At 36.5% G+C, this 24561-nt stretch carries 19 protein-coding genes; 14 read left to right on the forward strand and 5 right to left on the reverse strand.

All coding sequences use genetic code 11. The features are described 5' to 3' along the window. The first annotated feature begins 2 nt into the window (after positions 1 to 2). The 5 genes from KHA96_RS08785 to KHA96_RS08805 all read left to right on the forward strand — a co-directional run bounded on the left by KHA96_RS08785 (position 3) and on the right by KHA96_RS08805 (position 7935). Positions 3 to 902: an oxamate carbamoyltransferase subunit AllH family protein gene (locus KHA96_RS08785; protein WP_213128938.1), complete on the forward strand. Its 900-nt coding sequence runs from the start codon at positions 3 to 5 to the stop codon at positions 900 to 902. 2 nt (positions 903 to 904) lie between these two features. After that, a complete protein-coding gene (gene arcC / locus KHA96_RS08790; RefSeq protein ID WP_213128939.1) occupies positions 905 to 1843 on the forward strand; it encodes a carbamate kinase in 939 nt (312 codons plus the stop codon). A 1149-nt stretch (positions 1844 to 2992) separates the two neighbouring features. Next, complete coding sequence (locus tag KHA96_RS08795; RefSeq protein WP_249315416.1) at positions 2993 to 5614, forward strand: sensor histidine kinase; 2622 nt, start codon at positions 2993 to 2995, stop codon at positions 5612 to 5614. A gap of 1 nt (position 5615) precedes the next feature. Continuing rightward, entirely contained in the window at positions 5616 to 6335 is a 720-nt protein-coding gene (locus tag KHA96_RS08800; RefSeq protein WP_213128940.1) for a response regulator transcription factor, read from the forward strand. 364 nt (positions 6336 to 6699) lie between these two features. Continuing rightward, the gene (locus KHA96_RS08805; protein ID WP_213128941.1) at positions 6700 to 7935 is read left to right on the forward strand and encodes an MFS transporter; all 1236 of its coding nucleotides are present in this window, start codon (positions 6700 to 6702) and stop codon (positions 7933 to 7935) included. A gap of 155 nt (positions 7936 to 8090) precedes the next feature. Here KHA96_RS08805 and KHA96_RS08810 read toward each other — a convergent pair whose 3' ends face one another. Then, positions 8091 to 8534 carry a GNAT family N-acetyltransferase gene (locus KHA96_RS08810; RefSeq protein ID WP_213128942.1) on the reverse strand — a complete coding sequence of 148 codons (444 nt, stop codon included), beginning with the start codon at positions 8532 to 8534 and terminating at the stop codon, positions 8091 to 8093. 76 nt (positions 8535 to 8610) lie between these two features. Beyond that, positions 8611 to 9228 (reverse strand): hypothetical protein, encoded by a 618-nt coding sequence (locus KHA96_RS08815; protein WP_213128943.1) that lies wholly within the window; start codon positions 9226 to 9228, stop codon positions 8611 to 8613. A gap of 565 nt (positions 9229 to 9793) precedes the next feature. Between KHA96_RS08815 and KHA96_RS08820 the strand changes: the two genes are divergently transcribed. The 9 genes from KHA96_RS08820 (at position 9794) to KHA96_RS08860 (ending at position 20330) form a co-directional block, all read left to right on the forward strand. Beyond that, positions 9794 to 10582 carry a hypothetical protein gene (locus KHA96_RS08820; protein WP_213128944.1) on the forward strand — a complete coding sequence of 263 codons (789 nt, stop codon included), beginning with the start codon at positions 9794 to 9796 and terminating at the stop codon, positions 10580 to 10582. A 5-nt stretch (positions 10583 to 10587) separates the two neighbouring features. Then, positions 10588 to 11049, forward strand: a complete 462-nt coding sequence (locus tag KHA96_RS08825) for a hypothetical protein (RefSeq protein ID WP_213128945.1) — start codon at positions 10588 to 10590, stop codon at positions 11047 to 11049. A gap of 120 nt (positions 11050 to 11169) precedes the next feature. Beyond that, complete coding sequence (locus tag KHA96_RS08830) at positions 11170 to 11631, forward strand: hypothetical protein (protein WP_213128946.1); 462 nt, start codon at positions 11170 to 11172, stop codon at positions 11629 to 11631. A 168-nt stretch (positions 11632 to 11799) separates the two neighbouring features. Then, positions 11800 to 14988, forward strand: coding sequence for a DEAD/DEAH box helicase (locus KHA96_RS08835; RefSeq protein ID WP_213128947.1), 3189 nt, complete (start codon positions 11800 to 11802; stop codon positions 14986 to 14988). 463 nt (positions 14989 to 15451) lie between these two features. Then, the gene (locus KHA96_RS08840) at positions 15452 to 16120 is read left to right on the forward strand and encodes a DNA-binding response regulator (protein ID WP_213128948.1); all 669 of its coding nucleotides are present in this window, start codon (positions 15452 to 15454) and stop codon (positions 16118 to 16120) included. 279 nt (positions 16121 to 16399) lie between these two features. Continuing rightward, on the forward strand, positions 16400 to 16897 hold the full coding sequence (locus KHA96_RS08845; protein WP_213128949.1) for an LURP-one-related/scramblase family protein: 498 nt from the start codon (positions 16400 to 16402) through the stop codon (positions 16895 to 16897). A 206-nt stretch (positions 16898 to 17103) separates the two neighbouring features. Continuing rightward, entirely contained in the window at positions 17104 to 18180 is a 1077-nt protein-coding gene (locus tag KHA96_RS08850; protein WP_213128950.1) for a helix-turn-helix transcriptional regulator, read from the forward strand. Positions 18181 to 18354: 174 nt separating this feature from the next. Further along, positions 18355 to 19695 (forward strand): cyclic 2,3-diphosphoglycerate synthase, encoded by a 1341-nt coding sequence (locus tag KHA96_RS08855; protein WP_213128951.1) that lies wholly within the window; start codon positions 18355 to 18357, stop codon positions 19693 to 19695. A gap of 341 nt (positions 19696 to 20036) precedes the next feature. Beyond that, complete coding sequence (locus tag KHA96_RS08860; protein ID WP_213128952.1) at positions 20037 to 20330, forward strand: RNA polymerase alpha subunit C-terminal domain-containing protein; 294 nt, start codon at positions 20037 to 20039, stop codon at positions 20328 to 20330. A gap of 660 nt (positions 20331 to 20990) precedes the next feature. Here KHA96_RS08860 and KHA96_RS08865 read toward each other — a convergent pair. The 3 genes from KHA96_RS08865 to KHA96_RS08875 form a co-directional block, all read right to left on the reverse strand. Next, a complete protein-coding gene (locus KHA96_RS08865; RefSeq protein ID WP_213128953.1) occupies positions 20991 to 22550 on the reverse strand; it encodes a carboxylesterase/lipase family protein in 1560 nt (519 codons plus the stop codon). 654 nt (positions 22551 to 23204) lie between these two features. After that, positions 23205 to 23687, reverse strand: a complete 483-nt coding sequence (locus KHA96_RS08870) for a hypothetical protein (RefSeq protein ID WP_213128954.1) — start codon at positions 23685 to 23687, stop codon at positions 23205 to 23207. Then, the gene (locus KHA96_RS08875) at positions 23654 to 23992 is read right to left on the reverse strand and encodes a hypothetical protein (protein WP_213128955.1); all 339 of its coding nucleotides are present in this window, start codon (positions 23990 to 23992) and stop codon (positions 23654 to 23656) included. The genes KHA96_RS08870 and KHA96_RS08875 overlap by 34 nt, the downstream gene beginning before the upstream one ends. Between the last annotated feature and the right edge of the window lie 569 nt (positions 23993 to 24561).

The following is a 24561-nucleotide window of genomic DNA, read 5'->3' on the forward strand; positions in this document are numbered from 1 at the left end:
CAATGAACAAAACTTTCTATATAGAGGAATATGCAAAAAATATTCCTCTTTTCCTTACTGAAAATGAAACAGGCTATATCCACAGCGTCTTTAACAATGGAGTAAATATCAAATTAGGCAAGCGTCTATTATTTATAGGCACGACAAAAAATGGCCAACTTCCTTTTGGCGCCCATCTGTCCAAAGAAGTGAATGAGCAAATTCTTAAGGAAATAGATAAAGATAGTCCAGTTCATTGGAATCATATGGCACAAACCCTTAGCTTTAATGACGGAAATGTGATCCTATCATTTGCAAAAGCACGAGTATATGAAAATACAATAAGTGTTTCGGGTGATATGGATGCAATGTGTCGCAGCATTGAAACAATATTAATTTCGTTATTAAACTATGATGCCACTACTGGTTTAGATGTACCAATTGAACAGTTTGTTTTAGATTATTTACAAAGAAAAACAACAAGCGATTCGATAGATGAAACTATATTATTACAATTTAATAAACTAACACACTCTTTATTTACAGAAGATAAAGAGACGTGCCTCACCGCTCTGCGTTATTTACTAGGAAGAGGAAGGGGACTAACCCCATCTGGTGATGATCATATTGTTGGATTACTCGCGGTACAAGCGGCGTCTCGTCCGTTTCACCCTACCTTTAATGAAGCTGTTCTATCATTAGTAGAAAATGAATCGATTACGACAGATGTTGCAAAAGAGTATTTATACTATGCTGCTAATGGTCAGTTTAGTTCGACTGTCGTAAGCGTTATCGAACATTTAATAGAGGATACAGATGTATTACCTGAAAAACTCGAAAGTTTACTAGCCGTTGGACATAGTTCCGGCGTAGATACGATTTTTGGAATTTTATTAGGTCTATTAGCTTGGAGGAGAAAATAAACATGTCAGAAAAAGTAGTAATTGCCCTTGGCGGAAATGCCATTTTGCAGCCAAAGCAAGAAGCAACATATGAAAACCAATTAGAAAACGTACGAAAAAGCAGTGAAGTGATTGCGCGTATTGCAAAACAAGGTCACAAGGTAGTCATTACACACGGTAATGGTCCACAAGTAGGGAATATTTTACGTCAAAATGAAGAAGCGAAGCACGTTGTTCCCGCATTACCGCTTGATGTATGCAGTGCAGAATCTCAAGGATTCATTGGCTATATGATGGAACAAACATTGAAAAATGAACTTCGTAAAGTTGATCTTGACCGTGACGTTGTGGGTATTTTAACACAAACTGAGGTTTCTTTAGATGACCCTGCTTTTACAAATCCGGATAAACCAATTGGTGTTTTTTATAGCGAAGAAGAAGCAAAACAACTTGCTGAGGAAAAAGGCTGGGTAGTAAGCGAAGATGCAGGCCGTGGCTGGAGACGCGTTGTTCCTTCACCAATGCCGCAATCCATTGTTGATGCACCAACCATTAGGCGTCTTGTAGAATCAGATGCGATTGTTGTAGCATGCGGCGGCGGTGGAATTCCTGTCGTTTTAAATGAAGATGGCACATATGAAGGTGTAGAAGCAGTTATTGATAAGGACCGTAGTGGCCTTCGTTTAGCTATCGAAACTAAAGCAGATACATTTATGATTTTAACAGATGTTCAAAATGTATTCGTAAATTATGGTAAGCCAGACCAAAAAGCGCTTGAGACTATTTCTTTAGAGGAAGCGAAACAATATCAAGCAGAAGGTCAATTTTCAGCAGGAAGTATGGGCCCTAAAATGGAAGCAGCCATTAAGTTTGCAGAATTAGGCGGAAAAGCTATCATTTGTTCCCTTGACCAAGCTGATCTAGCAATGGAAGGCAAAGCGGGTACACAAATTTATAATTAATCTATATGGTATTAGACCTGCATGTACTTGTAGGTCTAATACCATATTTGTGCATATAGGGTGTAAAATATGAATGGTTTGATAATTTTAGAGTGATATGATTAAATTTACTTTTAATCCGAATTAATATCGTACCGTTAGAGATGATGAACTTTTCTCAACCATATAGATGCATGTAATATGAATAGACTCCTGGAATCACGGGGCGTAAATTTGCTCCATTTTCAAAACCTTTTCAAAAAAGACATGCCAAAGAAACGTCACATATTTATTTTTAAAAAAGGTTGTTTTGTAACATTGTTGCTTATCAAGATTGTGCCTTGGTTGATTTCCGCTACAGTTGCTCGGGGCGGGCGGATTGTCTAGCTTCAGCGCCTAGCCCCTCGAGGTCATAAGTCATATTACTACGTGGCTAAAAGGCAAGCCACTGCGTAATTTGTCTTATGCTTGTCGGGGCTGTCAAGGCGCATACGCATTTCCATGAGCCTCCTCGGCGTAAACGCCTGTGGGGTCTCACCTGTCCCGCTGAACCCGCGACGGACAGGAAGTCCTAGTGTCGGCGTTGGCCACAGGACGTGGCCGTCTTTAGCCGACCAGGAGTCTCGCACTTTCGCTACAATCAACCATTAACAGATTTTGTTTTAAATTGTTGATTCTAGTGTAAGGTATGTGAGTTCATAGACGGAAAATTTCCTGCTAATGCATATAGAGGAGCTTAAAAAGCAGATTTAAGCGGAGATATTCCGATTAACAGCTCAAAATGAGACAAAATCTAGGGATTTTCATTATATAAACGAAAAAACTTCCTTTATTTTTAAGGGAAGAGGGGTATTTCTCAACTTAAACGGAATTTATCCGTTTATTTTTCAAATACAGTGAAATCAACATTCGGTTATAACAGAGCCTATGAGCAAAAGAATATCTCAGTTGATTGGAGTGGAAGGCGGCTACTCCTGGGGGATCAGCGTGAAAGGTGAGACCCCACAGGGCGTGAAGCGGCCGAGGAGGCTCACCACACGCCCCCCGGAAAACGACCGCCTGGAACGGAAATCAACGGTGGCTAGCACTTGCGTTGTATGTAGATTAATATCTCGTTCAATATGAGTCGGTGAATGCCGAGAGTCTATTATGAAAGAAAGGAGGCGCGAAATGAAAAACCTGAGGAGACCACGGACATTTAAAGGAGAACTTATCTTATCCTTTCTAACGATTACCCTTGTTTCTATTGTTATTTTAGGCGCATTCCAAATCTTCCAATTGTCCTCGCTCGTAAAAGAAAATAAAGAGAAACAATTTCAAACGACGGTCTTTTTAGATGATTATATTGTTAACTATGTTCAAGATTATCGAAAAGCTGTTGAAATGCTAGCCTTCAACATTGAACCTTTTTTTGAAGACCAAGATTTAGCTTCCATTGAAAAAAGATTAGAGCAAATTAAAAAGAAATATCCTGGTTTTGTTAATTTATATGTTGGGAATGAAGCAGGAGAATCGATTGTTTTTTATCCGGAACTTTATACGGATGGGGCCGAACGAGTAAATCATGATTTTAGTGATCGTCCTTATTATCAGGAGCTTAAACGAACAAAACAACCTGTGCTATCCTCCGTATTTCATGGACGAGTCGGTACTAATATCATGCTTGTAACAGCGGTTGTCCCTATTATGAGTGAGGATGATAACATGATCGGATATGTATTAGGGGCTTTTGACTTAAATACATTAGCAGATCATATCACATCTCGAATCAATGATAAAAAAAGTTTTGTCATCGTGCTAGATCAAGAAGATAACGTTGTTGTTCATCCTAATGTTGATACACGCACACAACTTGTAAATCTTAAAGACGCACCTTTTGTCAAAAATCTGCCTCATGAACAGCTACAGGATAGCGGCGATTATATTGCGATCGAAAATGGGGAAGAACAATATTTTACGTTCGTTAAAAATGATAGATTAGGCTGGAAAGTATGGATTGGTACTCCGACAAAGTATATATATGATACGTATAAAGAAGCCATTTCTATGGGAATCCTTTTTGTCCTCATGGCAACTGTTTTTATGATAGTAGTAAGTTTCTTTTTTGCGAACCGTTTTGAAACAGCGCTCCAAAATGTGCTGCGCTATATTAAACAATATAAAGACTACACGCGCGGTTTAAATAATAAACCGCAATTTCAGCGGCCTACAAAGGGAACGAGAGAAATCGTAGAACTATATGATCATTTTGGTAATTTAATTGAAGAGGTAGAACAAAACCGTCACGGGCTCATAAAGCTAAATAAAGACTTAGAAAACCGTGTGAAAGAACGAACAGCGACATTAGAAAATAAAAATTTAGAATTAAAGGCGGTAAATAAGTTAATTACATCCGTTTCGGCAGAAAGGGATTTAACGCAATTTATCCAGCATTGTTTAAATCAAATTACGCCATTTGTAGAATATTCTATTTGTGTTGTTTTTCAAAACATCGTAGTCACACCTGATGAAATTACAGCCATTACAGACGTTCAACAATATTTAAACCGTAAGGCTGCTGGGAAACAGCATATTGAACCAATCCAAATAGGTAAGAACTTACAAGGATTTTTAGTTGTTGATTTAATTAATAATCAAAAAATTAATGCAAGTGAACAAGAGTTTTTAGAAACATTTGCGAGCTCGTTAGCTATTATGTTGGAAAATAAATATCTATTTGAAATGATTCGGAATAAGCATGCCGAACTTGAGGCCATTTTGCAAAGTATGTCAGAAGGATTAATGCTGCTTAATAACAAGGATGAAATTGAATACGTAAATGACTTTTTCCAACAAATAGTATTTTCAGATACGGACTATAAATTATTTGAATTGAAAGATATGTATAAACGATTTATGGAGCTCTTTCAAATAAGTAAAGATGAATTGCAAACTTTTATTCAACAGGACGAAGCGGAAATAAAACTCGAACATGTAGAAGGTAATGATAAAATAAAATCCTATATGCTGCATAGTTTTTCCGTCTTTCTTGATGATCAAATTATCGGTAAAGGATTAATATTACGTGATATTACGAAAGAGGCAGAAATTGATACGCTAAAAAACAACTTAATTTCATTAACCTCACATGAGTTTAAAACGCCAATAACAAATATACGCGGCAGTGTCGAAACATTACTCCGCGATGATGTAGAGTGGGAACCCGACTTTGAAAGGGAGCTTTTAGAAGGTGTTCATGAAGATATTGAGCGTATCCAGCACTTAGTAAGTGATTGGATGGATATATCAAAAATTGAATCAGGCACTATGTTTATAGAAAGAAATATGGTCCGCGGTGATCAAATTATTGAAAAGTCACTCCAGCAAATACCGAAAGAACTGCAAGAACAACTAGAGGTCACATTTCAAAACAAACTGGATGGGCCGTTCTATTTTTACGGTGACAAATTTCGAATTCAGCAAGTATTAGTCAATTTATTTATGAATGCGATTCGCTACAATGACCAAACTATAAAAAAAATTGTGGTAACACTTGATCGGACGTCTACTGATATTATTATATCGGTAAAAGATAATGGCATCGGAATTTCAGAAGATCATCTAGAAAAAATCTTCACTCGCTTTTATCAAGTAGATGTTACGGGCACGAGACGGACGGGTGGGACAGGCTTAGGCTTAGCTATTTGCAAGGGGATTATGGAAGCACATCATGGTAAAATTACCGTGGAAAGTGAACGTAATAAAGGCAGTATATTTACCTTGTACTTCCCAATAGGAGAGGAGGAAGAATAAAATGAAAAGTCAAAGAATCTGTGTTGTAGATGATGAACCTAAAATTTTACGGTTTATTGCTGCGAACTTAAAGTCGATGGGCTATCACGTTTCTACAGTAAGCTCTGGAGATGAATTATTGGAAACGTATGATTTAGTATCACCAGATCTCATTTTATTAGATATTATGATGCCAGGGCATGATGGCTTTTATGTATTAGAAAAACTACGAAAATTTACGAATGTGCCAGTCATTATGTTAACTGCACGCAGCAATTCACAAGATAAAGTACAAGCATTAAATGTCGGGGCTGATGACTATTTAACAAAGCCATTTTCTTTAGATGAACTTTTTGCACGAGTAAAAGCAGTCTTACGAAGAAGTCAGCCGTCTATTGCAGACCAGCAAATGTCTAATACTTCAATTATAACAACCGGAGAATTCTCATTAGATATCGCGAGTAAACGAAGTTGGATTAATAACGAAGAATTTAAATTAACATTTACCGAATTTTCCTTAATGGAAATTTTAGCTATAAATTTGGATAAAGTCGTTCAACATGAAACATTGCTTACAGAGGTTTGGGGACCGGAATATCGTGATGATATAGAATACTTGCGAGTTGGAATTGCTCGGATTCGCCGGAAAATAAAAGAAAAACTAAAGACGAAGCAAGAATATATTGTCACCTATCCGGGACTAGGATATATGTTAAAAAATATTCCGCAAGCTGGTGAATAAGGGCTCGAATGGATGCAGAACTTCCTATGAAAATGTACGAGATATTAACCGTTTTTAGAAAAAACAGCAAGAGGTTGTCTTAAAAATTGTTTTTATTAACAATTTTTTTGACAGCCTCTTCTTTTTTGCTAGGTAAAGAAAGCATAAGTTTTTTAGTCTATATGTATGATCAGAGACTTTTGCTGTCCAGCTCCAGTCGCCAGCCTATTTCCAAATGTAAATCTTCAACTCTCTTCGACAATTTTTATGTTTTTTTAATGTAAACTCTTTCAATTTTATTCGACAGTTATGCTATTTATCGTATATTTCAATTGAAAGCAATTCAAATTTTATTATAAAAATTTTACTCGTAGGAGGCAGTATCATGGGAGAACCAAACGGCAAAAAAGAACTAATTCCTTATTGGATTAAAGCTGTTATTGTATTTTTTCTAGGCTGGGTAGCCATTTACGGTACACGATCTGTGCTTAATCCAGTAATGGATAATATTCAAGGGGAATTCGGGCTTTCAGCAGCTCAGCTAGGAATGATCAGTAGTATCTTCTTCATCGGTTATGCTGGTTTAAACGTTCCATCAGGTATTTTAGGGGATAAAATTGGGAAGAAAAAAGTTCTTGTTCCAGGAATCATCTTATTCGGTGTACTCGCAGCTGTAACAGGAATGATGCCAACATTCTTCTTATTTATGGTTGCATGGTTATTTGTAGGGATATTCCAAGGCTTCTATTATGGTCCACAATATGGATTATCATCTGAAGCAATCCCAGCAAAACATATTACAGTTGGTAGTGCAATCATTAATAGTGGGATGGCATTCGGTTTATCAATTGGTTATTTCATTTCATCGTATTCCGTTGGTACACTGGGCTTAAGCTGGAGAGCTCCGTTTTACATTATCTCCATTCCAGTTGTCTTAATCGGTCTTGCGATGTGGTGGGTAATTAAGGACAAGCCTAAATCTAAAGCAGAAAGAGCGCAAGAAAATGGCGGCCAAAAACTAAAAGTAAAAGATTTATTTAGCAAGAACATGATCTTTGCGTATATTACAATTTTCTGTGCGATTTACGCATTCTTCGTAGTTGTAACATGGATTCCATACTACTTGCAACATGCTCGAGGTATTGAGGGAACAGAAGTTGCGGTTGTATCATCTTTAGTTCCATGGGCAGCCATTCCAGGTTCTATTCTATTCAGTTGGATTGCTGACAAAATGGGCAAACGTCGTCCAGTATTATTAGTGATGATACCACTATCTATCATTGCAACTGTAAGTATCGTTGCTTTTGATAACATGTGGGTTCTATATGTAGCATTAATTGGTTATGGTATTTTTGGTAAAATTAGCACAAACCCTGTTCTCGTAGCAGTTATTGCTGACAATGCTCCAAAACATGCATTAGGTACAGCATTTGGATTGTACAACTTTATCGGAATGCTTGGATCAATCCTTGCACCATTCATTACGGGTCTATTAACAGATATTACTGGAAGCTTGAATGCTGGATTCTACTTTGCAGCAGCATTATTAGCAGTTGCGTTTATCTCAGTACTATTTATTAATGAAAACAATCGCCCAAATATCGAAGGTGCGGCGAAATAATGGCGACAAGAAACATCCTTAGAAGGTTTACTCTCTAAGGATGTTTTTTTACTTGAGCCCCTTAATTGGATGAGGGCGAATGAAGAAAGGGGTCCGGAGATTTCCTTATTCAAAGGATGGAATACTTACATATTTTCTTCGTCAGCTTTTTTAACCTAAAACGTAAAGCGGGACACTTGTTCATCCCCGATGATCAGCCCGTCTATTTCTTGGAAACCTAATTTTTCATAAACGCGTTTTGCGTGTTCATTATTTGGTTCATAAGAAAGCGTGATAGTATGATGGTGATCCTCTTTCATATTTCTAATGTCATCTATCACGAGTTGGATCGCTTTTTTTCCATATCCTTTCCCTTGATGTTTTTGATCAATCATCATTCGGTAAATCCAGTACTCATGGTCATCTTCGTCGATTCCATATAGCGCGAAACCGACCATTTCTTCGCCAAGATAGATTCCTTTTGCGTGGAAATTTTCAAGGAAATTTAACTGGGCGAGTGATACCGTGTTGGATGCTACAAATTTCACTTGATCTTCGCGGACACGCAACGAAATGGCCTTCAGCCAATTATTTTTTGTAATCGTCTCTAAATGCAACATGCTTCATCAATCCCTCTATAAAAAAATGTTTTACTCCTAAATTGTAAAAGAAGGAGAGAGGATAATCTAGAGGTGTCTAACTTACTTTCTTTATGACTATGTGATGGTGACGAATGATCAGATGATAAATAAATAAGGTGAGTGATTGAACAAACAAATAGACAGAAAATGAATACTGCAGCTTCCAATTAATATAGTTAAAGACATGAAAATACACTGCCATTCCTTCAAACAGCGTTCCTGCTAAAGAAAAACCAACAATATAAACTAAAGTCCAATAGCCATGTATGTTGAACTTATCATACAAATAAATAAAAAAATAGGAGAAGGGGGCGTACAAGGCATAGACGATAATATCAAAAAGCTCATATTTACCAGAATTCATAACGTGATATAGATTTAAATATGGCGGTGATAATAAATGATCATAAAGTCTTGCGATTACAGAACCTAATAACATAATTACGATCATCACACTTAAGGGAAGCCTTTTAGGCAACAAAAATACTAATAAATAAAAAATGAGAGTGGTTATAATCACAAACCATTCATTTTCGCCAAAGATGGACGGCAATGGCAAGGGCATTAGGTTCTCACCTCTTCCTTCCTTAAGATCTTCCGAAATCCATGCAGTAAAATAAATAGCAGGAACAAGGATAAGAGAATAAATAGAATGGATTGCCAGAAATGCCACCCCTCTGAATAGGTAATAACTTCACCCTTTACGAGTAGAAACTCAACAGAATACAAAAGAAATACGTATAGGAAAGTAAAGAACCACTTGAACCTTTTCGAATAAATACTTGCCAAAAAATTGAAGTAAATCATATACAGAAAGGGGAAAACAACAATTTCATATATACGTAAAACAAATAAAAGTTTTATGTTATGTGTAACTTTCCAAAGTGCTAAATTATTATCTACAATTGAAACATAGCTTGTCGTTAAAAACTCAATAATTAAAAAAATGAATAGATTTTCAAGAAAATTAAGTTTTTTCTTGACCACAAAAAAACCAACTACTAAAATAATTGCTCCGTTTAAAAATAATAAAAATGTCATACGCATCAACTCACTTTTAAATAATCTCTTATAAAGATTATTCTTTTCCTCATCCTTTTTTATTCGTATTTCTCTTTTTTCTATAATAAATCTAGACTCTTTTCTTCAGTATTGCTGCTATTTATTTTAATAAGGATAATTTTCATTTATTTACAAATGATAACACCACCTAACAATATGGAAGGTCATTTGATTGAATGAACAATTATACGAACGATAATACGGCTAGACGCTATAAAGCTCATTTAAGTATTTTTGGCACATCTATCATTCATTTAAGAAATCCATATATCATTGCCTGGTGGTCAGCTGCGTTCCCGGGTTTTGGCCATCTTCTTTTATCAAAATATCATAGAGGATATATATTATTTATTTGGGAGGTTTACATTAATCTAAAATCTCATCTTAATTTAGGCATGATTCATTCATTTCAAGGAAATATAACAATGGCTAAAGATGTATTAGATACTAGATGGCTCTTGGCATATATTCCCGTATATATTTTTAGTATTTGGGACAGTTACCGATCGACGGTAGATCTGAATGCTGTTTCCATTTTGGCTGAACATGAAGGACACAAATTTAATTCGTTTAGTATAGGTTCATTTGGATTCAACTACTTAGATAAAAGAAACCCAGTTCTTGCCATCATATGGTCACTTTTTATTCCCGGCCTAGGACAGCTTTATATACACAGGACATTTACAGCTTTTTTCTTAATTATTTGGTTTGTCATCTTCTTTTATTTTTCGCATTTCCTTGAGGCGCTCCATCTTTTGATTCTAGGGAATATCAAAGAGTCTACCACCGTTTTAAATGAAGAATGGTTGTTATTCTTTCCTTCAATTTATGGTTTTGCAGCTTTTGACTCCTATATAAATGCCGTAGAAAATAATAAACTTTACGAAATGGAGCAAAGAAAATTCTTAAAAGAAAATTACCAATCACCAAGCTTTCGAATTTTAAAAGGAAAAAAGGTGAAGTGATGTAAATGCAGTTATTTGCGACTTTTGATAGCAATGATTATTTAGAAATCGCTATTACTGAGTTGGAGAAAAAAGGAATAACGAAAGAATCGATATTTGCTATACCGCTTGATAATCGAAGCAGGGATCGTAAGTTATTCGATTCGCTTCATTATTCTGATGGAACTACATTAATAGATATAGGAATGGTACTTGCAACTGCCTTTTCCGTTATTGGAGCAAGTATTGGATTTACATTAGCTTGGGGTCCAATTTATTGGGGATTAATCGGAGCAATCATTGGGTTTATTTTGGGGTTTGCAATTCGACTTTTAATGGAATTGGTTTTTAAGAAGAAAAAGAAAAAGTCATTGAAAGGCAAGCATTCTGAAATTATTCTAATTATTGACTGTGATGAAAAGCGGGCAGAACTATTAGAAAATGTTTTATGGGATCACTTTGCATTAGGAATAGCAAAAATTAAGTGATGGGTGCTGTTACAATAAGAATCAACCAATTCTGTATGAATACCTTAGCTCATTGGTGGAAAAGTTAAGATAAAAGAAGGTTGTTTTTATGTCCAAAGATAGAGGAAAGGTTTTTATATTATGATTGGGCTGATTATGGCAGTAATCGTTTTTAATGTTATTGCATTTAAAACGAATAAGCATCTAACTAAAAATCAAATTGTTCATATATGGGCATTTACAATATGTTTTCAAACGCTTTTTGATGTTTTCATTTCGTTGAAGTATCATGGCTATTGGTATTTTTCGAAAGGTGTAGACGTACGGTCATTACCTATTTATACCGTTTTAATTCCTGCTGTTAATATCATGTTTTTAAATTGGTATCCTTTTAGGAAGGCACTTTATTGGCGCGTGCTCTATATTTTTTTATGGGTCATTCTTATCACATTATATGAAATGATCACACTATTGCCTGAACCTTGGGGATATTTTCATCATGGGTGGTGGAGATTGGGACATTCCATCCTGATTAATCCCGTTCTATTTTACATCTTATTAAAGTATTACAAATGGATATATAATATAGAAACACGTAACTAACGAAATCGTTTATAAAAAGTTTGTTAGGGATGTGTTTTTTGTATTCCTACAGTCGCTTCATTAGCTCATCGATTCTTAAAGAAGATTCAAAAATATTAAGCCGTTTTAATGTACTGAAAGTATGATAAAATTTTTATATTAGAATTTCCAGAGGAAGGAGCGCGTTCTTTGGATATCACAATAAATCGAAAAATGATTGAAGAAATGTGCGGGACGGTCTCCTTTAAACGAGGAGACTCCTTTTATCGTTCAAAGAAAGTCATATTTGAACAATATGGTTATGATAGATGCGAAGCAATCGTAAAAGGGACGGAAGATTCCTATGTAACGATCAAAAAGATTGCGGGAGGGGGCTTTCATACGACTTGCAGCTGCCCAAAACTCGCTTCCTTTAAGCTAGATTGTCAGCATATTGCCGCCGTTTTACTGGCTATTTATGAACATCAACATCAAGGAACGCCGCCTAGTCATGCAGATGCTTCAACTAATCTAGCACTCACAGAAGGGCTGATAACCCTATTTGATGAACGACCAGTACGAACAAGCAGGCAACAGCTTCACTTTGAAAAAAGAAAAGTGCTAGAAGTGGAGTTGATCTGTAAGATCATCCAAATGGCGAATGAACAAAAGATGATTGGAATTGACGCGTCTTTAAAATCAAAAAAAATCATAAATATACGAGAGTTTCTTGAGAATGTGAAGAAAGGGAATGTAAGTGAAGTTTATAATCCAAGCTTGCATTGCTTTCAAAAAGAAACAGATGCTATCATTCAGCTGCTCATACAAGCAATGGAGGATGAAACTGTCTATGTTGAGACGGGGCATGGCAACATAGATGTCATATCCCACCATCAAACCATACTCATATCACCATCTTTTTGGGAAAGAATAATGCCGCTCCTAACAAAAGCCCCAACGGTTACTTTAAAGTGTTGCGGGCATTCATTTGACGGCATTCGCTCATCGAATGAACCGCTGCCGCTACAGTTTGTATTGCTGCATGAGGAAGACGGCTGCCAGCTTAAGGTTCATGGTTTGGAGCGTATACTAGTGTTGGATTCGTATGGGTATGTGTTGTCGGAAGGGAAATTCATAAGGCTGAACCCTGAGGACTTCAATCGTTTAATCGAAATCATCCAGATGCTTGATGCTTCAGGAATGAATGAATTTCCCATTCCTCAGACACAATTGCATATGTTCATTGAAAAAGTATTACCCGGTTTGAAAAAAATAGGAGAGGTTCATCTTCCGAGCTCTATTTCCAAAATGATGGAGGAAACACCTCTCATTGCTAAGCTTTACTTAGATCGTGTGAAAAATCGTCTTCTAGCAGGGCTGGAGTTCCACTATGGAAATATTGTCATCAACCCATTAGAACACCGTGAGATTCAACGAAGTGCCATCCTTATTAGAGATGTGGAAAAGGAGAATGCTATTTTACAAATGATCGAGGAAAGCTCGTTTGCCAAGACGGAAAGCGGCTACTTTCTACATAACGAAGAGTTGGAATTCGATTTTTTGTATCAAGTCGTGCCGAAAATGAATACGCTTGTGCAGCTCTATGCCACGACAGCCGTGAGAAACCGCATCTTCCGCGAAAGCCCTCGACCGCGCATAAGGGTAAAGGTAAATAAGGAACGGATGAATTGGTTAGAATTCAAATTTGAAATGGATGGAGTTTTTGAAAAGCATATACGTGAAATCCTATTGGCGTTGGAGGAAAAACGGAAATATTATCGGCTGCCGAACGGTTCATTACTTTCTCTTACGACAAGGGAGTTTGAAGAAATAAATCGTTTTTTGCATTCAATACCGACACAACCGGAGGATTTGGAAAGCGGCTTGAATGTACCGATCGTTCAAGGCCTTCAGCTGCTTGATTCAGTAAATGATGATCATTTATTTGAGCTGGAAAAGTCTTTCCGTCAGTTTTTAGAAAATGTCTATCATCTTGAAAAAACTGAGTTTATCGTACCAGAAAGTTTGCAGTCCGTGCTGCGAGACTATCAAAAAAATGGCTTCAAATGGATGAAAACAATGGCTAAATATGGATTTGGGGGAATCCTTGCAGATGATATGGGTTTGGGTAAAACACTTCAAAGCATCACATTTATTCAGTCTGAGATTTCCGATATTCGTACAAGAAACCGTCCAATCCTCATTGTTTGTCCATCTTCTTTGATGTACAACTGGTATAGTGAATTCGTAAAGTTTGCCCCTGATGTCCAAGCTGTAATAATAGATGGCGATAAAAAAGAAAGAATGCATTTACAGAAAGAAGCATTAAAAAACGATGTGATCATCACATCGTATACTCTATTGCGCAAAGACATGCTGTGGTTTGTGAAACAAGCGTTTCACACAGTGTTTTTTGATGAAGCTCAAGCCTTTAAAAATCCGACAACTCAGACGGCGAGGGCGGCAAAAAATATTCAAGCGGAGCATCGTTTTGCCTTAACGGGTACGCCTGTTGAGAATGCACTCGAAGAGCTTTGGTCTATTTTTCACATTGTGTTTCCGGGGCTTTTCCAAGGGTTAAAGGAATATAGCAACCTTACAAGGAAGAAAGTAGCGCGGAGGATTCGTCCGTTTCTGCTACGCAGGTTGAAAGAGGATGTGTTATCAGAGCTGCCTGAAAAGGTTGAGTCAAGAGAATCAGTGGAACTGCTTCCTGATCAAAAGAAACTGTACGCTGCTTATTTAGCTAAGCTTAAACACGAGACACTAAAACATTTAGACAAAGACACCCTTCGAAAAAATCGTATTAAAATTTTGGCTGGTTTGACTCGGCTAAGGCAAATTTGCTGTCATCCTGCCTTATTTGTAGATGGCTATAAAGGACGCTCGGCAAAATTAGAACAACTTATGCAGATCATTAAGGAAGCACAGATTTCTGGAAGAAGGGTATTAATCTTCTCCCAGTTTACGAAAATGCTTCAGATTATTGGAAAAGAGTTAGCGTTTCAAGGCTTACCTTTTTTCTATCTTGATGGCCACACTCCATCAGAAGAAAGATTGAAAATCGCTAATCGATTTAATTCGGGTGAACGCCATTTATTTCTCATTTCATTAAAAGCCGGTGGGACCGGCCTTAACTTGACTGGGGCCGATACTGTTATTTTATACGATTCATGGTGGAATCCAGCTGTAGAGGAGCAAGCGGCAGACCGAGCGCATCGCATAGGCCAAAAAAATGTAGTAGAGGTCATAAAGCTTGTCGCAAAAGGAACAATTGAAGAAAAAATGAATGAGCTCCAAGAACAAAAGCGCCATTTAATCGAAGAAGTAATTGATACCGAAGAGAAGGCGCTATCGACCTTGACGGAAGAGGATATTCGAGAGATATTGATGGTTTAGAAAGGGATGAGAATCCTTATTCATTAAGACATTACGATGAACGGCATGATAAGCAAATGAATTTTTTTAGCCAAGTGCCTCTCCTTTAGGTTGGGGAGGCTATATTTCTTAACGGAATAGAAATGATAAGATTGGTATTGCGAATTATTAATATTGACAAATATCGGAAGTCTATTAAGATTAAAATAGTTCTATCCTCAGACTCTTCTCTAAATTTCTTGTTTACATTAGATATTCCGCATGTCTTTATTGCCTTTTACTTTCTCCAATTGAAGCTACATTAAACCTCTTTTTTACTCGCATTAACACCCATTAACTTTTAATAATTTGTCCGAAGTTCAAATGAATAAATAATAGAACAAAGTTTGATAGTAGAAAAAAGGGAGGAAAGAACACTTTCTACCAAATTTTGTTTAAATTAGCTATTAAGAAGATAATGATCATTGAATAGGAGAGGGATGCTATGGGATTTGAAAAAGAATACCAGGCCTTTTTGGGTGCTCACTCGCAGGCAAGAACCGGTGAGCGGTTGCGACGCTTACAAGAAGGTCACAATCAGGCGGAAATGTTGTTTTTGAAGCAAGTGTGGTGGCCCTTATTTTACCATTTCAAGTATCTTCATCCAGAATATGAAGTCGATGATTTCAAGGATGGCAAAAGGTATTTGGATTTTGCTTATATACGTCCCGCCATCCGAATTTGCTTTGAAGTCGACGGGTATGGTCCACATCTAAAGAACATAAGCAGATGGCAGTTTTCTGACAACCTCGAACGACAAAACCAGTTGGTGATTGACGGATGGACTGTGATTCGCTTTTCTTATGACCAAGTAAAAGAGAAGCCTCGTCGATGCCAACAGATTGTTCAGCAAGTGATAGGTCAGTTGCTGGGTGATGAACTGGACCAGACATCTCTGTCCTTTGCCGAAAAAGAAGTTCTTCGACTAGCCATTCGAAAAGGAGAAGCCATATCCCCTAAAGAAGTTGAGAAGTATTTAAAGCTAAGTGACAAAACGGTTAAAAAAATACTTTCACAACTAGTAGATAAAAAGATATTGATTCCCGCATCTGGGATCAAGAGAGTCCGCACTTATCGGTTAGGGGATCAAGTTAAGGTCCCGATCAGTAAATAGTCGGAAACAATCCGCTTAATTAGCAATTTAAATGAAAAACAGCTTAAATAGACGGATAGATTCCGCCTATTGACTCGAAAAACGTGAAAATGCGTATTTCTCTTTGCATAATCGGAAAGTCTCCCCTTATTTCCTCCGAAACGAGCTCCATTCTGCATATAACCGTAAAATTCCCGCTTATTTTACTTTTGCTTAGACAATAATTCTTTTTGTCGAGTGTCTGAACTCAATTAAAATAGTATACTTTTAGTAATTCGCTATATTGTAGGGGGGCTTAGGATGAAAGAGCTGTATATAAAGCAAAAAGTGTTAAGTCTAAGCGGCAAATTTACGATAAAGGATCAGCAGGAGAATGATGTCTATTATGTAGAAGGAACCTTTTTGAAAATTCCTAAGACGTTTTCCGTTATGAATACAAACGGAGATGAAGTTGCTCTCATTTCAAAAAAGATGTTCAGTTTTTTGCCGAAGTTTTTTGTTGAGGTAAATGGGCAAGAAGTGTTAACAATAAAGAAGGAGTTCTCCTTCTTAAAAGCTCGCTACACAATTGATGCAGCGGGCATCGAGGTACATGGAAATTGGTGGGATATGGATTTTGAAGTGTTGCAGCATGGAGAGGTCGTCGGTCGAGTAAACAAAAAGTGGTTTACTTGGGGTGATAGCTACAACGTCCAGATATTAAATGAAGAGATGGAGACCATCATTATTGCGCTTGTGATTGCCATTGATTGTGTAAAATCTGACAACACTGCTGCTTCCTCAGCACCTTCGATGTAACTAGAATTTACGGAGAATCTTACTATAAGTAAAAGAGATATCCATACAAACAAAGCCTATTCTAAGTTTCGGATAGGCTTTTATTAATTAAGAATGACTTATTTATGCTTAAATGGGAAAATATTCGTGTAACAGTATTATCAGCACAACAACTATCAAAAGAAGAAAATCGATGTAATCTATAATTATATTCAGGAGTGAGGCAAATGAATGAATATATACAGTCGATGATTGATTGGATTGAGGAAAATTTAAAAGATGAATTTTCGCTAGACAATTTAGCTAGTTATATGGGATATTCCCCTTATTATTGCTCTTTTAAATTTCATCAAGCAACAGGAATAAGCATGAGACGCTACATTCTTCTTAGGAGGCTATATTTATCTACGAAGGATTTAGCAAACAATCGGAAGATACTTGATATTGCATTTGATTATAGTTATTCATCCCAAGAAGCTTATAGTAGGGCTTTTAAAACCGTTTTTGGTGTTAGTCCAAGAGAATTTCAACTTAATAAAATGCCTGTTCAATCATTTGCTAAGCTCATTGTTTATCAGAGGGAGGATGGTTGTAGAATGAATATCTCTAGAGAAGCTGAAGTGGAACAATTAAAAAAGAAGAATAAAGAATTATTTGACGAAGATGTACTAAACATATTAAACGGTCAAGTGATGTATGAGGAGTTTAAGCATAAAAAGCTTATGGGAGATTCTGATTATGCACCATTCAATGAGGCAATGTGTGTAAATGCAACTACACGATCTATTTTCGATCAGGAGTTTATTCAAACAAGAGCGGCAGGGCATCATGACTCTGAAGAAAATTACAGGAAAATGGTAATAAAGCCCTTAAATAGTTTGTTCGAAAAAAACTATAACTATATTGTTTTATGGTTTGGAGAAGATATGTTTTGCCAGATGAATCTTCTAACGATGTTAGCTTATCTTGAACAATCTCAATATAAAGGGAAAGTGTTTTTTAATAGCTTTAGAGAGGATGAATTTAAAGTAAGTCAAACGGAGCTTACTTTAGGCAGCTATTATTCTGTCTATGAGGAAGTATTGGTCCATCATATGAAACCAACAAATGAAGTACTTCCAGTGATGTTTCAGGCAATAGAGTTGTTTTTAGACATGCAGACAGAAAACAACGCTGTCATAAGATACATTTCAAAAAATAAACATTTACCTGCACCTGAATTGTTAAAGCGATTATTCGAGGTTTTTCCAACAGTAGGGTATGGAGATTCACAATATCTGGAACTGATCAATAAAATAAAGTGAATGAAAATACTAGATAGTCCTTGCAAGGCTGCTAAAGATAGCAATTTTAAAAAATAGTAAATACTCATTTTGATTCGCCGATGTTTATTTCTAGTACTTTTCATTTTACTATTGTATTAATATACATTTACATCTATAATTATAATAATTATTGTAATTATAGGAGAAAGTGAAATGAACAAAAAAAATATTATTATTATTGGTGCTGCCGGAAGAGACTTCCACAATTTCAATACATATTATCGCGATAATGAAGCATATCAAGTTGTTGCTTTTACAGCAGCGCAAATTCCAGATATTGATGACCGGAAATACCCAAGTGAATTAGCAGGCGAACTGTATCCTGAAGGGATTCCAATTTATTCACAAGATCAATTGCCAGAATTGATTAAAGAGCTGCAAGTGGATGAGTGCGTGTTTGCTTATAGTGATGTTAGTTATGAAGATGTGATGGGTGTGGGAGCGATTGTGAATGCAGCAGGAGCGAACTTCACATTGCTTGGACCAAAAAGTACGATGTTAAAAAGCAATAAGCCTGTCATTTCTGTTTGCGCAGTAAGAACGGGAACGGGGAAAAGCCAAACATCAAGAAAAGTTATTGAAACACTGCTAGAGCATGATTTAAAAGTGGTTGCAGTGAGACATCCGATGCCTTACGGCGATTTAACTGCACAGCGTGTTCAGCGCTTCGCAACAGTGGAGGATTTAGAAAAACATCATTGCACGATCGAAGAAATGGAAGAATATGAGCCGCATGTAGCACGCGGAAATATTATCTATGCCGGCGTTGATTATGCAGATATTTTAACAGCGGCTGAAAATGATCCAGACGGCTGTGACGTTATTTTATGGGACGGAGGAAATAATGACTTCTCTTTCTTCGAACCTGATTTAGCCATTACTGTATTAGATTCGCACCGCCCAGGTCACGAGCTAAAATATTATCCTGGTGAAGTATGTTTAAGAACAACGGATGTCGCTATCATAAATAAAATAGATAGTGCGGCTGAGGAAGCTGTTCAAATCGTAGAAAATAATATTAAACTAGCAAGTCCAAATAGCACCATTATTAAAGCCGAATCAAAAATTACCGTCGATCAACCAGAGAGTATCGTTGGAAAACGCGTATTAGTCGTTGAAGATGGTCCGACGCTGACACACGGAGAGATGAAACTTGGTGCAGGCATCGTGGCGGCTGAACGTTTAGGTGCGAAGGAAATCATTGACCCGCGTCCGTTTGCAGTAGGTACGTTAAAAGAAACTTTTAACAAATACACTCATATTGGAAACGTCCTTCCAGCAATGGGATACGGCGAACAGCAATTGAAAGACCTTGAAGAGACGATTAATCAGGCTGACTGTGATGCGGTCATCATTGGCACGCCAATCGACCTATCACGTGTCATTTCAATTAATAAGCCGTGTACAAGAGTGCATTATGATTTAGATGAAGTTAGCAACCCAAATTTAAGCGAAATTTTAAAAGACTTTATTGAAGAACATAAGCTTGTGTGAAAAATTGTTACTCGAACAATTAGATAAGACTAGCGAATCAGTGTAAGCAGTCCTGTTTTTGTAAAAAAACAAAGTAAATATTTTATTAATTAGACTAGACCAAATCACATTAGAGTTGGTCTTTTCTAGTTTCAGGATGTGAAATCTCACAGTAAATAGTATCCAAAACAACACTGTGACAGCAACCATTGTTATCATGCCTAAATGGTATGCTAATGATGGTGTGAATTCTATCCACTATTTAAATGGACAGAGGTTTAATGTAAAATTACATTTAACAAATGATAACGTGCAGGACTGTTAAATAAGGAAATTAATCTCAAAAATAAGGAGATATTTTAATGACGACTGCAAAAAGGAATTTAAAAACCTGCGATAAGGGACACAAATACTTTAAAAGCAGCGATTGTCCTACCTGCCCGACTTGTGAGCAAGAACGTAAACCTGATAATGGTTTTCTTTCATTGCTCTCGGCACCAGCAAGAAGAGCATTGGAAAACAATGGGGTAACCTCTTTAGAGGAGCTATCACAATATAGTGAAAAAGAGATTTTGCATTTTCATGGTATGGGACCAGCTTCTTTGCCAAAACTTAGATCGGTCTTAAATGAAAATGGGCTATCATTCAAAAACTAACTACAAGGATTATTATTATACGAGTCACGGTCTTGGAAACCTCCCCCTTAACAACAACTGATAAGTTTAGGGGGAGGTGAGTTTTTTTAAATTAGTAAAGAAAGCATATAATTTTATACAATCCTTATTTTAAAGAAGTCTTTCATTGTCTAGCTTTAGGCACCCAGAGACTAGCAAACTTTCAGCTTTTTCCTACGATAAGCCAACATCAGGTGAAATTTGAAATGCCAATTTCACTAGGTGAAATTTGAAATGCCAATTTCACTAGGTGAAATTTGAAATGCCAATTTCACTAGGTGAAATTTGAAATGCCAATTTCACTAGGTGAAATTTGAAATGCCAATTTCACTAGGTGAAATTTGAAATGCCAATTTCACTAGGTGAAATTTGAAATGCCAATTTCACTAGGTGAAATTTGAAATGCCAATTTCACTAGGTGAAATTTGAAATGCCAATTTCACTAGGTGAAATTTGAAATGCCAATTTCACTAGGTGAAATTTGAAGTGTCAATTTCACTAGGTGAAATTTGAAGTGTCAATTTCACTAGGTGAAATTTGAAATGTCAATTTCACTAGCTCATTCTTCGCCGTGTTTCCTGTATCTCATCAGAAGCTTAAAAAGTTTGTACGTCGCTGAACGGGCGCCTTGCGCTTTTCTGATTAGTGCTGGATATCTTCATCTTTTACTAATAAATCAAATGATGGTGTTGCAGATGAATGCAGGGCGATTAAATCATGATCATAATTATGTCTCACTTCGCAAGTTCTATCAAAAATCATCGTCGTCTCATTTCCTGGTTGACAAGCTGTCCATTCTGGCAGGTCATTTGAAGATGGCGTGCCATTCCTTGCGAAACTAATCCATGTATCAAACATCTGCTTTTCCAACAGATCGGAAACTCCAGGAATATTACATACTGGCACCTTATCCGTATTATGGAAAATAAACGGAATTTCGCTGCAATGCCATGCGGCTCTTCCGTCATCATATGGAAACTCAAAACTAAACATATACGAATATGTCGGAGCCTCCTGATGTTCGGCTTTCTTAGCGATAAAATCGATAGAAGGAGCCCGGAATAAGGAATCGATCAGTAATAAATCCGTCAAATGTTTCTCTGGATAAGCTTCTTTAAACAGAGTGATTAGTTTTTCACTATGATCACCGTATCTGTTTGCAATTAATTGCTCGATTTCTTCAATAGATAGCTTGTCTTTATCTGCGATCCCCGGCCCAAATGCAGAAAACTCAGCAAAGACCGTGCCTACCATGACAGGTATGGTTTTGGCATGATCCGTGAAGCCGACAACTCGTGGATCTCCTACATAAAAATCATTCTGAATTGGGCTGCAGCCTACATAATGCCCTTCTTTCGCCAATTTTTCCGATACCTTATTATAAGTTTCTGCTAGAAGTGGATATGGAATTGCTTCCAACTTTTCTACTTCTCCTTCTTCATAGGCCAATTCACGTAGTAAGGCATTTACGATTTCTGTTCCATCTACTTCTCCTGCTGCTACAAAGCCATCAATCAATCCACTCTGTATGATTCCTTTATGAAATAAACCATCTGCTTCGGGGGTCTGCATCAAAGTCCAAACCTTCATACCGCCTCCAGACTGTCCAAATAATGTGACGTTTTCTGGATCACCGCCAAAATTCTCAATATTATCTTGAATCCACTTTAATGCAGCAACCATATCCGCATTACCTGCATTGCCAGAATTCTTATATTTCTCCCCAAATGGCGATAAATCTAGATAACCTAAAATATTTAATCGATGATTCAAACTAACTACGACAGCATCACCAAATTTGCTCATATTTTCCCCATCATAAGCTACATGCTCAATAGATGAACCAGCTGAAAAGCCGCCGCCATGTAGCCAAACGAGAACGGGTTTTTTAGCGTTTTTATCTATACTCCGTGTCCATATGTTTAAATATTGACAGTTTTCATCCATCGGCCAATAACGATGGGGAATGAGTATTTCTCCCGAAGGGTTCTCCTGATTCAGCAAAGGGCTTACATACCCGTATGATGTTGCTTCCTTCACACCGTCCCAAGGCTCAATTTCTGTAGGCATTTGGAACCGTTCAGCATCTGCATATTTAATACCGTGGAAAGTATACGTTTCATCAATCTTATAACCTCTTAATTTCCCAGCTTTTGTTTCTACAATCGGCTCTGTTTTACTACAAATAAACGTTCTCGCCATATGACTTCCTCCTTATCTCTACCGCGCAAGATTACCATTGAGAAGATTTTATCTATTAAATCCATCATAAACTAATAGGATCATAAATGTAAGCGATGTATTTACGTTAAACTCCAGTAACTCATCTTTTGAGGGTTCAATGAAATTTTCTACCCGCTTTAAAACTTTAGGCTATGTTGATAACATCCTAGTTGCTTAATCGTGTTAATAACTAGATTGACAAGAGGGCGGGCAAAATGCGAAAATATCGGCAACAATTAGAAAATCTATATAATCAAACAAGCTAAGGAATTCAATCTTTATCATTTATGTTCTATTTTATCCCCAAAGTACTTCCATAGGTAATATGTCGCCCAAAACAAGGAAGTATACGATAGAAAAAATAAAGGAACCATAAAAGTATTTTTGATCAAATAATTAGACGCAAAAACAGAGAAAACTACCAAGAAAATTATGAATGGTAATAATAGAATCCAATAACGCTTATCTTTAAAAGTTTTAAAACTAAACATACAATCCCCCGTTGACATTATGTAATAAATTAGTAAATGAGAATATTTTGTTTACCTGAAAATGGGTCCTATTCTTGAACAAAGTTTCCGCTTTGTAACGCGCCAATGCCCGATTGGTGAACAAAGGCTATGGCTATAATTCTCATTTGAACACATCAAAAACTTTGCTTTCACCGTCTTCATACTGGCAAATAACGATATGTAGGTTTTTCATATTCCAGTCTGGAGAGCGTAGATAGATAAACGAATTATCCATTTCTACAATATTGTTGCCTGTAAGATATTGTAAATCGAAATATTTATCGTATTGCTCATTGTAACCAGGTGCCTCGATAGTTATAGGACTATACAAGCTTGATGGCTGTAGTGTTGTTTCTTTGATTACTTTCGTATTAATATTATATTGATGAGTATATATAAATTCATTAAACATATCATCATTTCCAATAAAGATTGTTGTACCATCTTGCGATACAGATGCCAGCATCATGGGAATGCCATGTGACTTAATTTGCTCATAGGAAATTCGATTCGTAACTATTGAATCTTGCATATTATAAACAACTACTCCAAATGTACCCTGCATAACCGCTATAATGTTATCGGCATATAAAAGTCTGGGCATTTCGGAACCAAATTCATTTGTTCAATGTCAGACATGTCTACCATTAATTCTCCACCCTTGGGTATGGTGAAATTTTCATTACCTATACCCATAATTGTACTTTTTAGAAAAGACAAACTTAATATGAGTAAAATAGTCGCAGCAGAAGCCATAACTGTCCAATATAACGGATTAAACTTTCTTGGTTTGTGATAACCTTGTTGGATTTTCAGATGAATTCTTTCGCTATCTCCAGTCGAAAATTCAACATTTTCATTTAAATAACTTTTCTCTTTATCGGATATCTTCTTATTAAAGTTATTCAAGTTTATTACCCCTTTTAGGATTACTTTGAAAAGCTTCTCTTCCGCGTAACAGTCTTGATTTAACTGTATTTATATTAATATTTATGTATTGATTTCTTATAGTAATAAAGAATAAGAATTTCCTTGGGTTTTCCTGAAAGACTGAGGATTTGACTGGAATGTTGTACTGAATACACTTTTTTCAGATGATTGATCTTGTAGTAAATAGATAAATTTCTAGTTTATAAAACCGCCTTGTTGATTTCTTTTCAAAACAACAAGGCGGTTTAGTAAATCTAGTAATTTTTTTACTTAACGTTTTCCAAAATTCCTGGAATTAAGATCGTAAAATTATTTCCATTAATAGAACATTGGAACGTATAAACGGGTTTATAAAAGCCTGTGGAATCCAAATAGTAGCTTGCTTCTATAGTATGAATATGAAAAAAAAGAATAGATTGCTGTTACTTAGAAGGATTTTATTGCGAAGAAAACACGCAAATATATTGGAGTTTATTTAATTAAATCATTTTTAACTGAATGGTCAATTTCTGTTCAACGAAAAAGGCAGAAGGTCGTTCCTTCTGCCC

The sequence above is a fragment of the Bacillus sp. FJAT-49711 genome, from assembly GCF_018343715.1.
Classification (GTDB): domain Bacteria; phylum Bacillota; class Bacilli; order Bacillales; family Bacillaceae_C; genus Lederbergia.

Bases quoted from the DNA above. Each gene is read 5' to 3' on its own strand.
- KHA96_RS08785 (WP_213128938.1), top strand. From the start codon at position 3: ATGAACAAAACTTTCTATATAGAGGAATATGCAAAAAATATTCCTCTT.
- arcC (WP_213128939.1), top strand. From the start codon at position 905: ATGTCAGAAAAAGTAGTAATTGCCCTTGGCGGAAATGCCATTTTGCAG.
- KHA96_RS08795 (WP_249315416.1), top strand. From the start codon at position 2,993: ATGAAAAACCTGAGGAGACCACGGACATTTAAAGGAGAACTTATCTTA.
- KHA96_RS08800 (WP_213128940.1), top strand. From the start codon at position 5,616: ATGAAAAGTCAAAGAATCTGTGTTGTAGATGATGAACCTAAAATTTTA.
- KHA96_RS08805 (WP_213128941.1), top strand. From the start codon at position 6,700: ATGGGAGAACCAAACGGCAAAAAAGAACTAATTCCTTATTGGATTAAA.
- KHA96_RS08810 (WP_213128942.1), bottom strand. From the start codon at position 8,534: ATGTTGCATTTAGAGACGATTACAAAAAATAATTGGCTGAAGGCCATT.
- KHA96_RS08820 (WP_213128944.1), top strand. From the start codon at position 9,794: ATGAACAATTATACGAACGATAATACGGCTAGACGCTATAAAGCTCAT.
- KHA96_RS08825 (WP_213128945.1), top strand. From the start codon at position 10,588: ATGCAGTTATTTGCGACTTTTGATAGCAATGATTATTTAGAAATCGCT.
- KHA96_RS08830 (WP_213128946.1), top strand. From the start codon at position 11,170: ATGATTGGGCTGATTATGGCAGTAATCGTTTTTAATGTTATTGCATTT.
- KHA96_RS08840 (WP_213128948.1), top strand. From the start codon at position 15,452: ATGGGATTTGAAAAAGAATACCAGGCCTTTTTGGGTGCTCACTCGCAG.
- KHA96_RS08845 (WP_213128949.1), top strand. From the start codon at position 16,400: ATGAAAGAGCTGTATATAAAGCAAAAAGTGTTAAGTCTAAGCGGCAAA.
- KHA96_RS08850 (WP_213128950.1), top strand. From the start codon at position 17,104: ATGAATGAATATATACAGTCGATGATTGATTGGATTGAGGAAAATTTA.
- KHA96_RS08855 (WP_213128951.1), top strand. From the start codon at position 18,355: ATGAACAAAAAAAATATTATTATTATTGGTGCTGCCGGAAGAGACTTC.
- KHA96_RS08860 (WP_213128952.1), top strand. From the start codon at position 20,037: ATGACGACTGCAAAAAGGAATTTAAAAACCTGCGATAAGGGACACAAA.
- KHA96_RS08865 (WP_213128953.1), bottom strand. From the start codon at position 22,550: ATGGCGAGAACGTTTATTTGTAGTAAAACAGAGCCGATTGTAGAAACA.
- KHA96_RS08870 (WP_213128954.1), bottom strand. From the start codon at position 23,687: ATGCCCAGACTTTTATATGCCGATAACATTATAGCGGTTATGCAGGGT.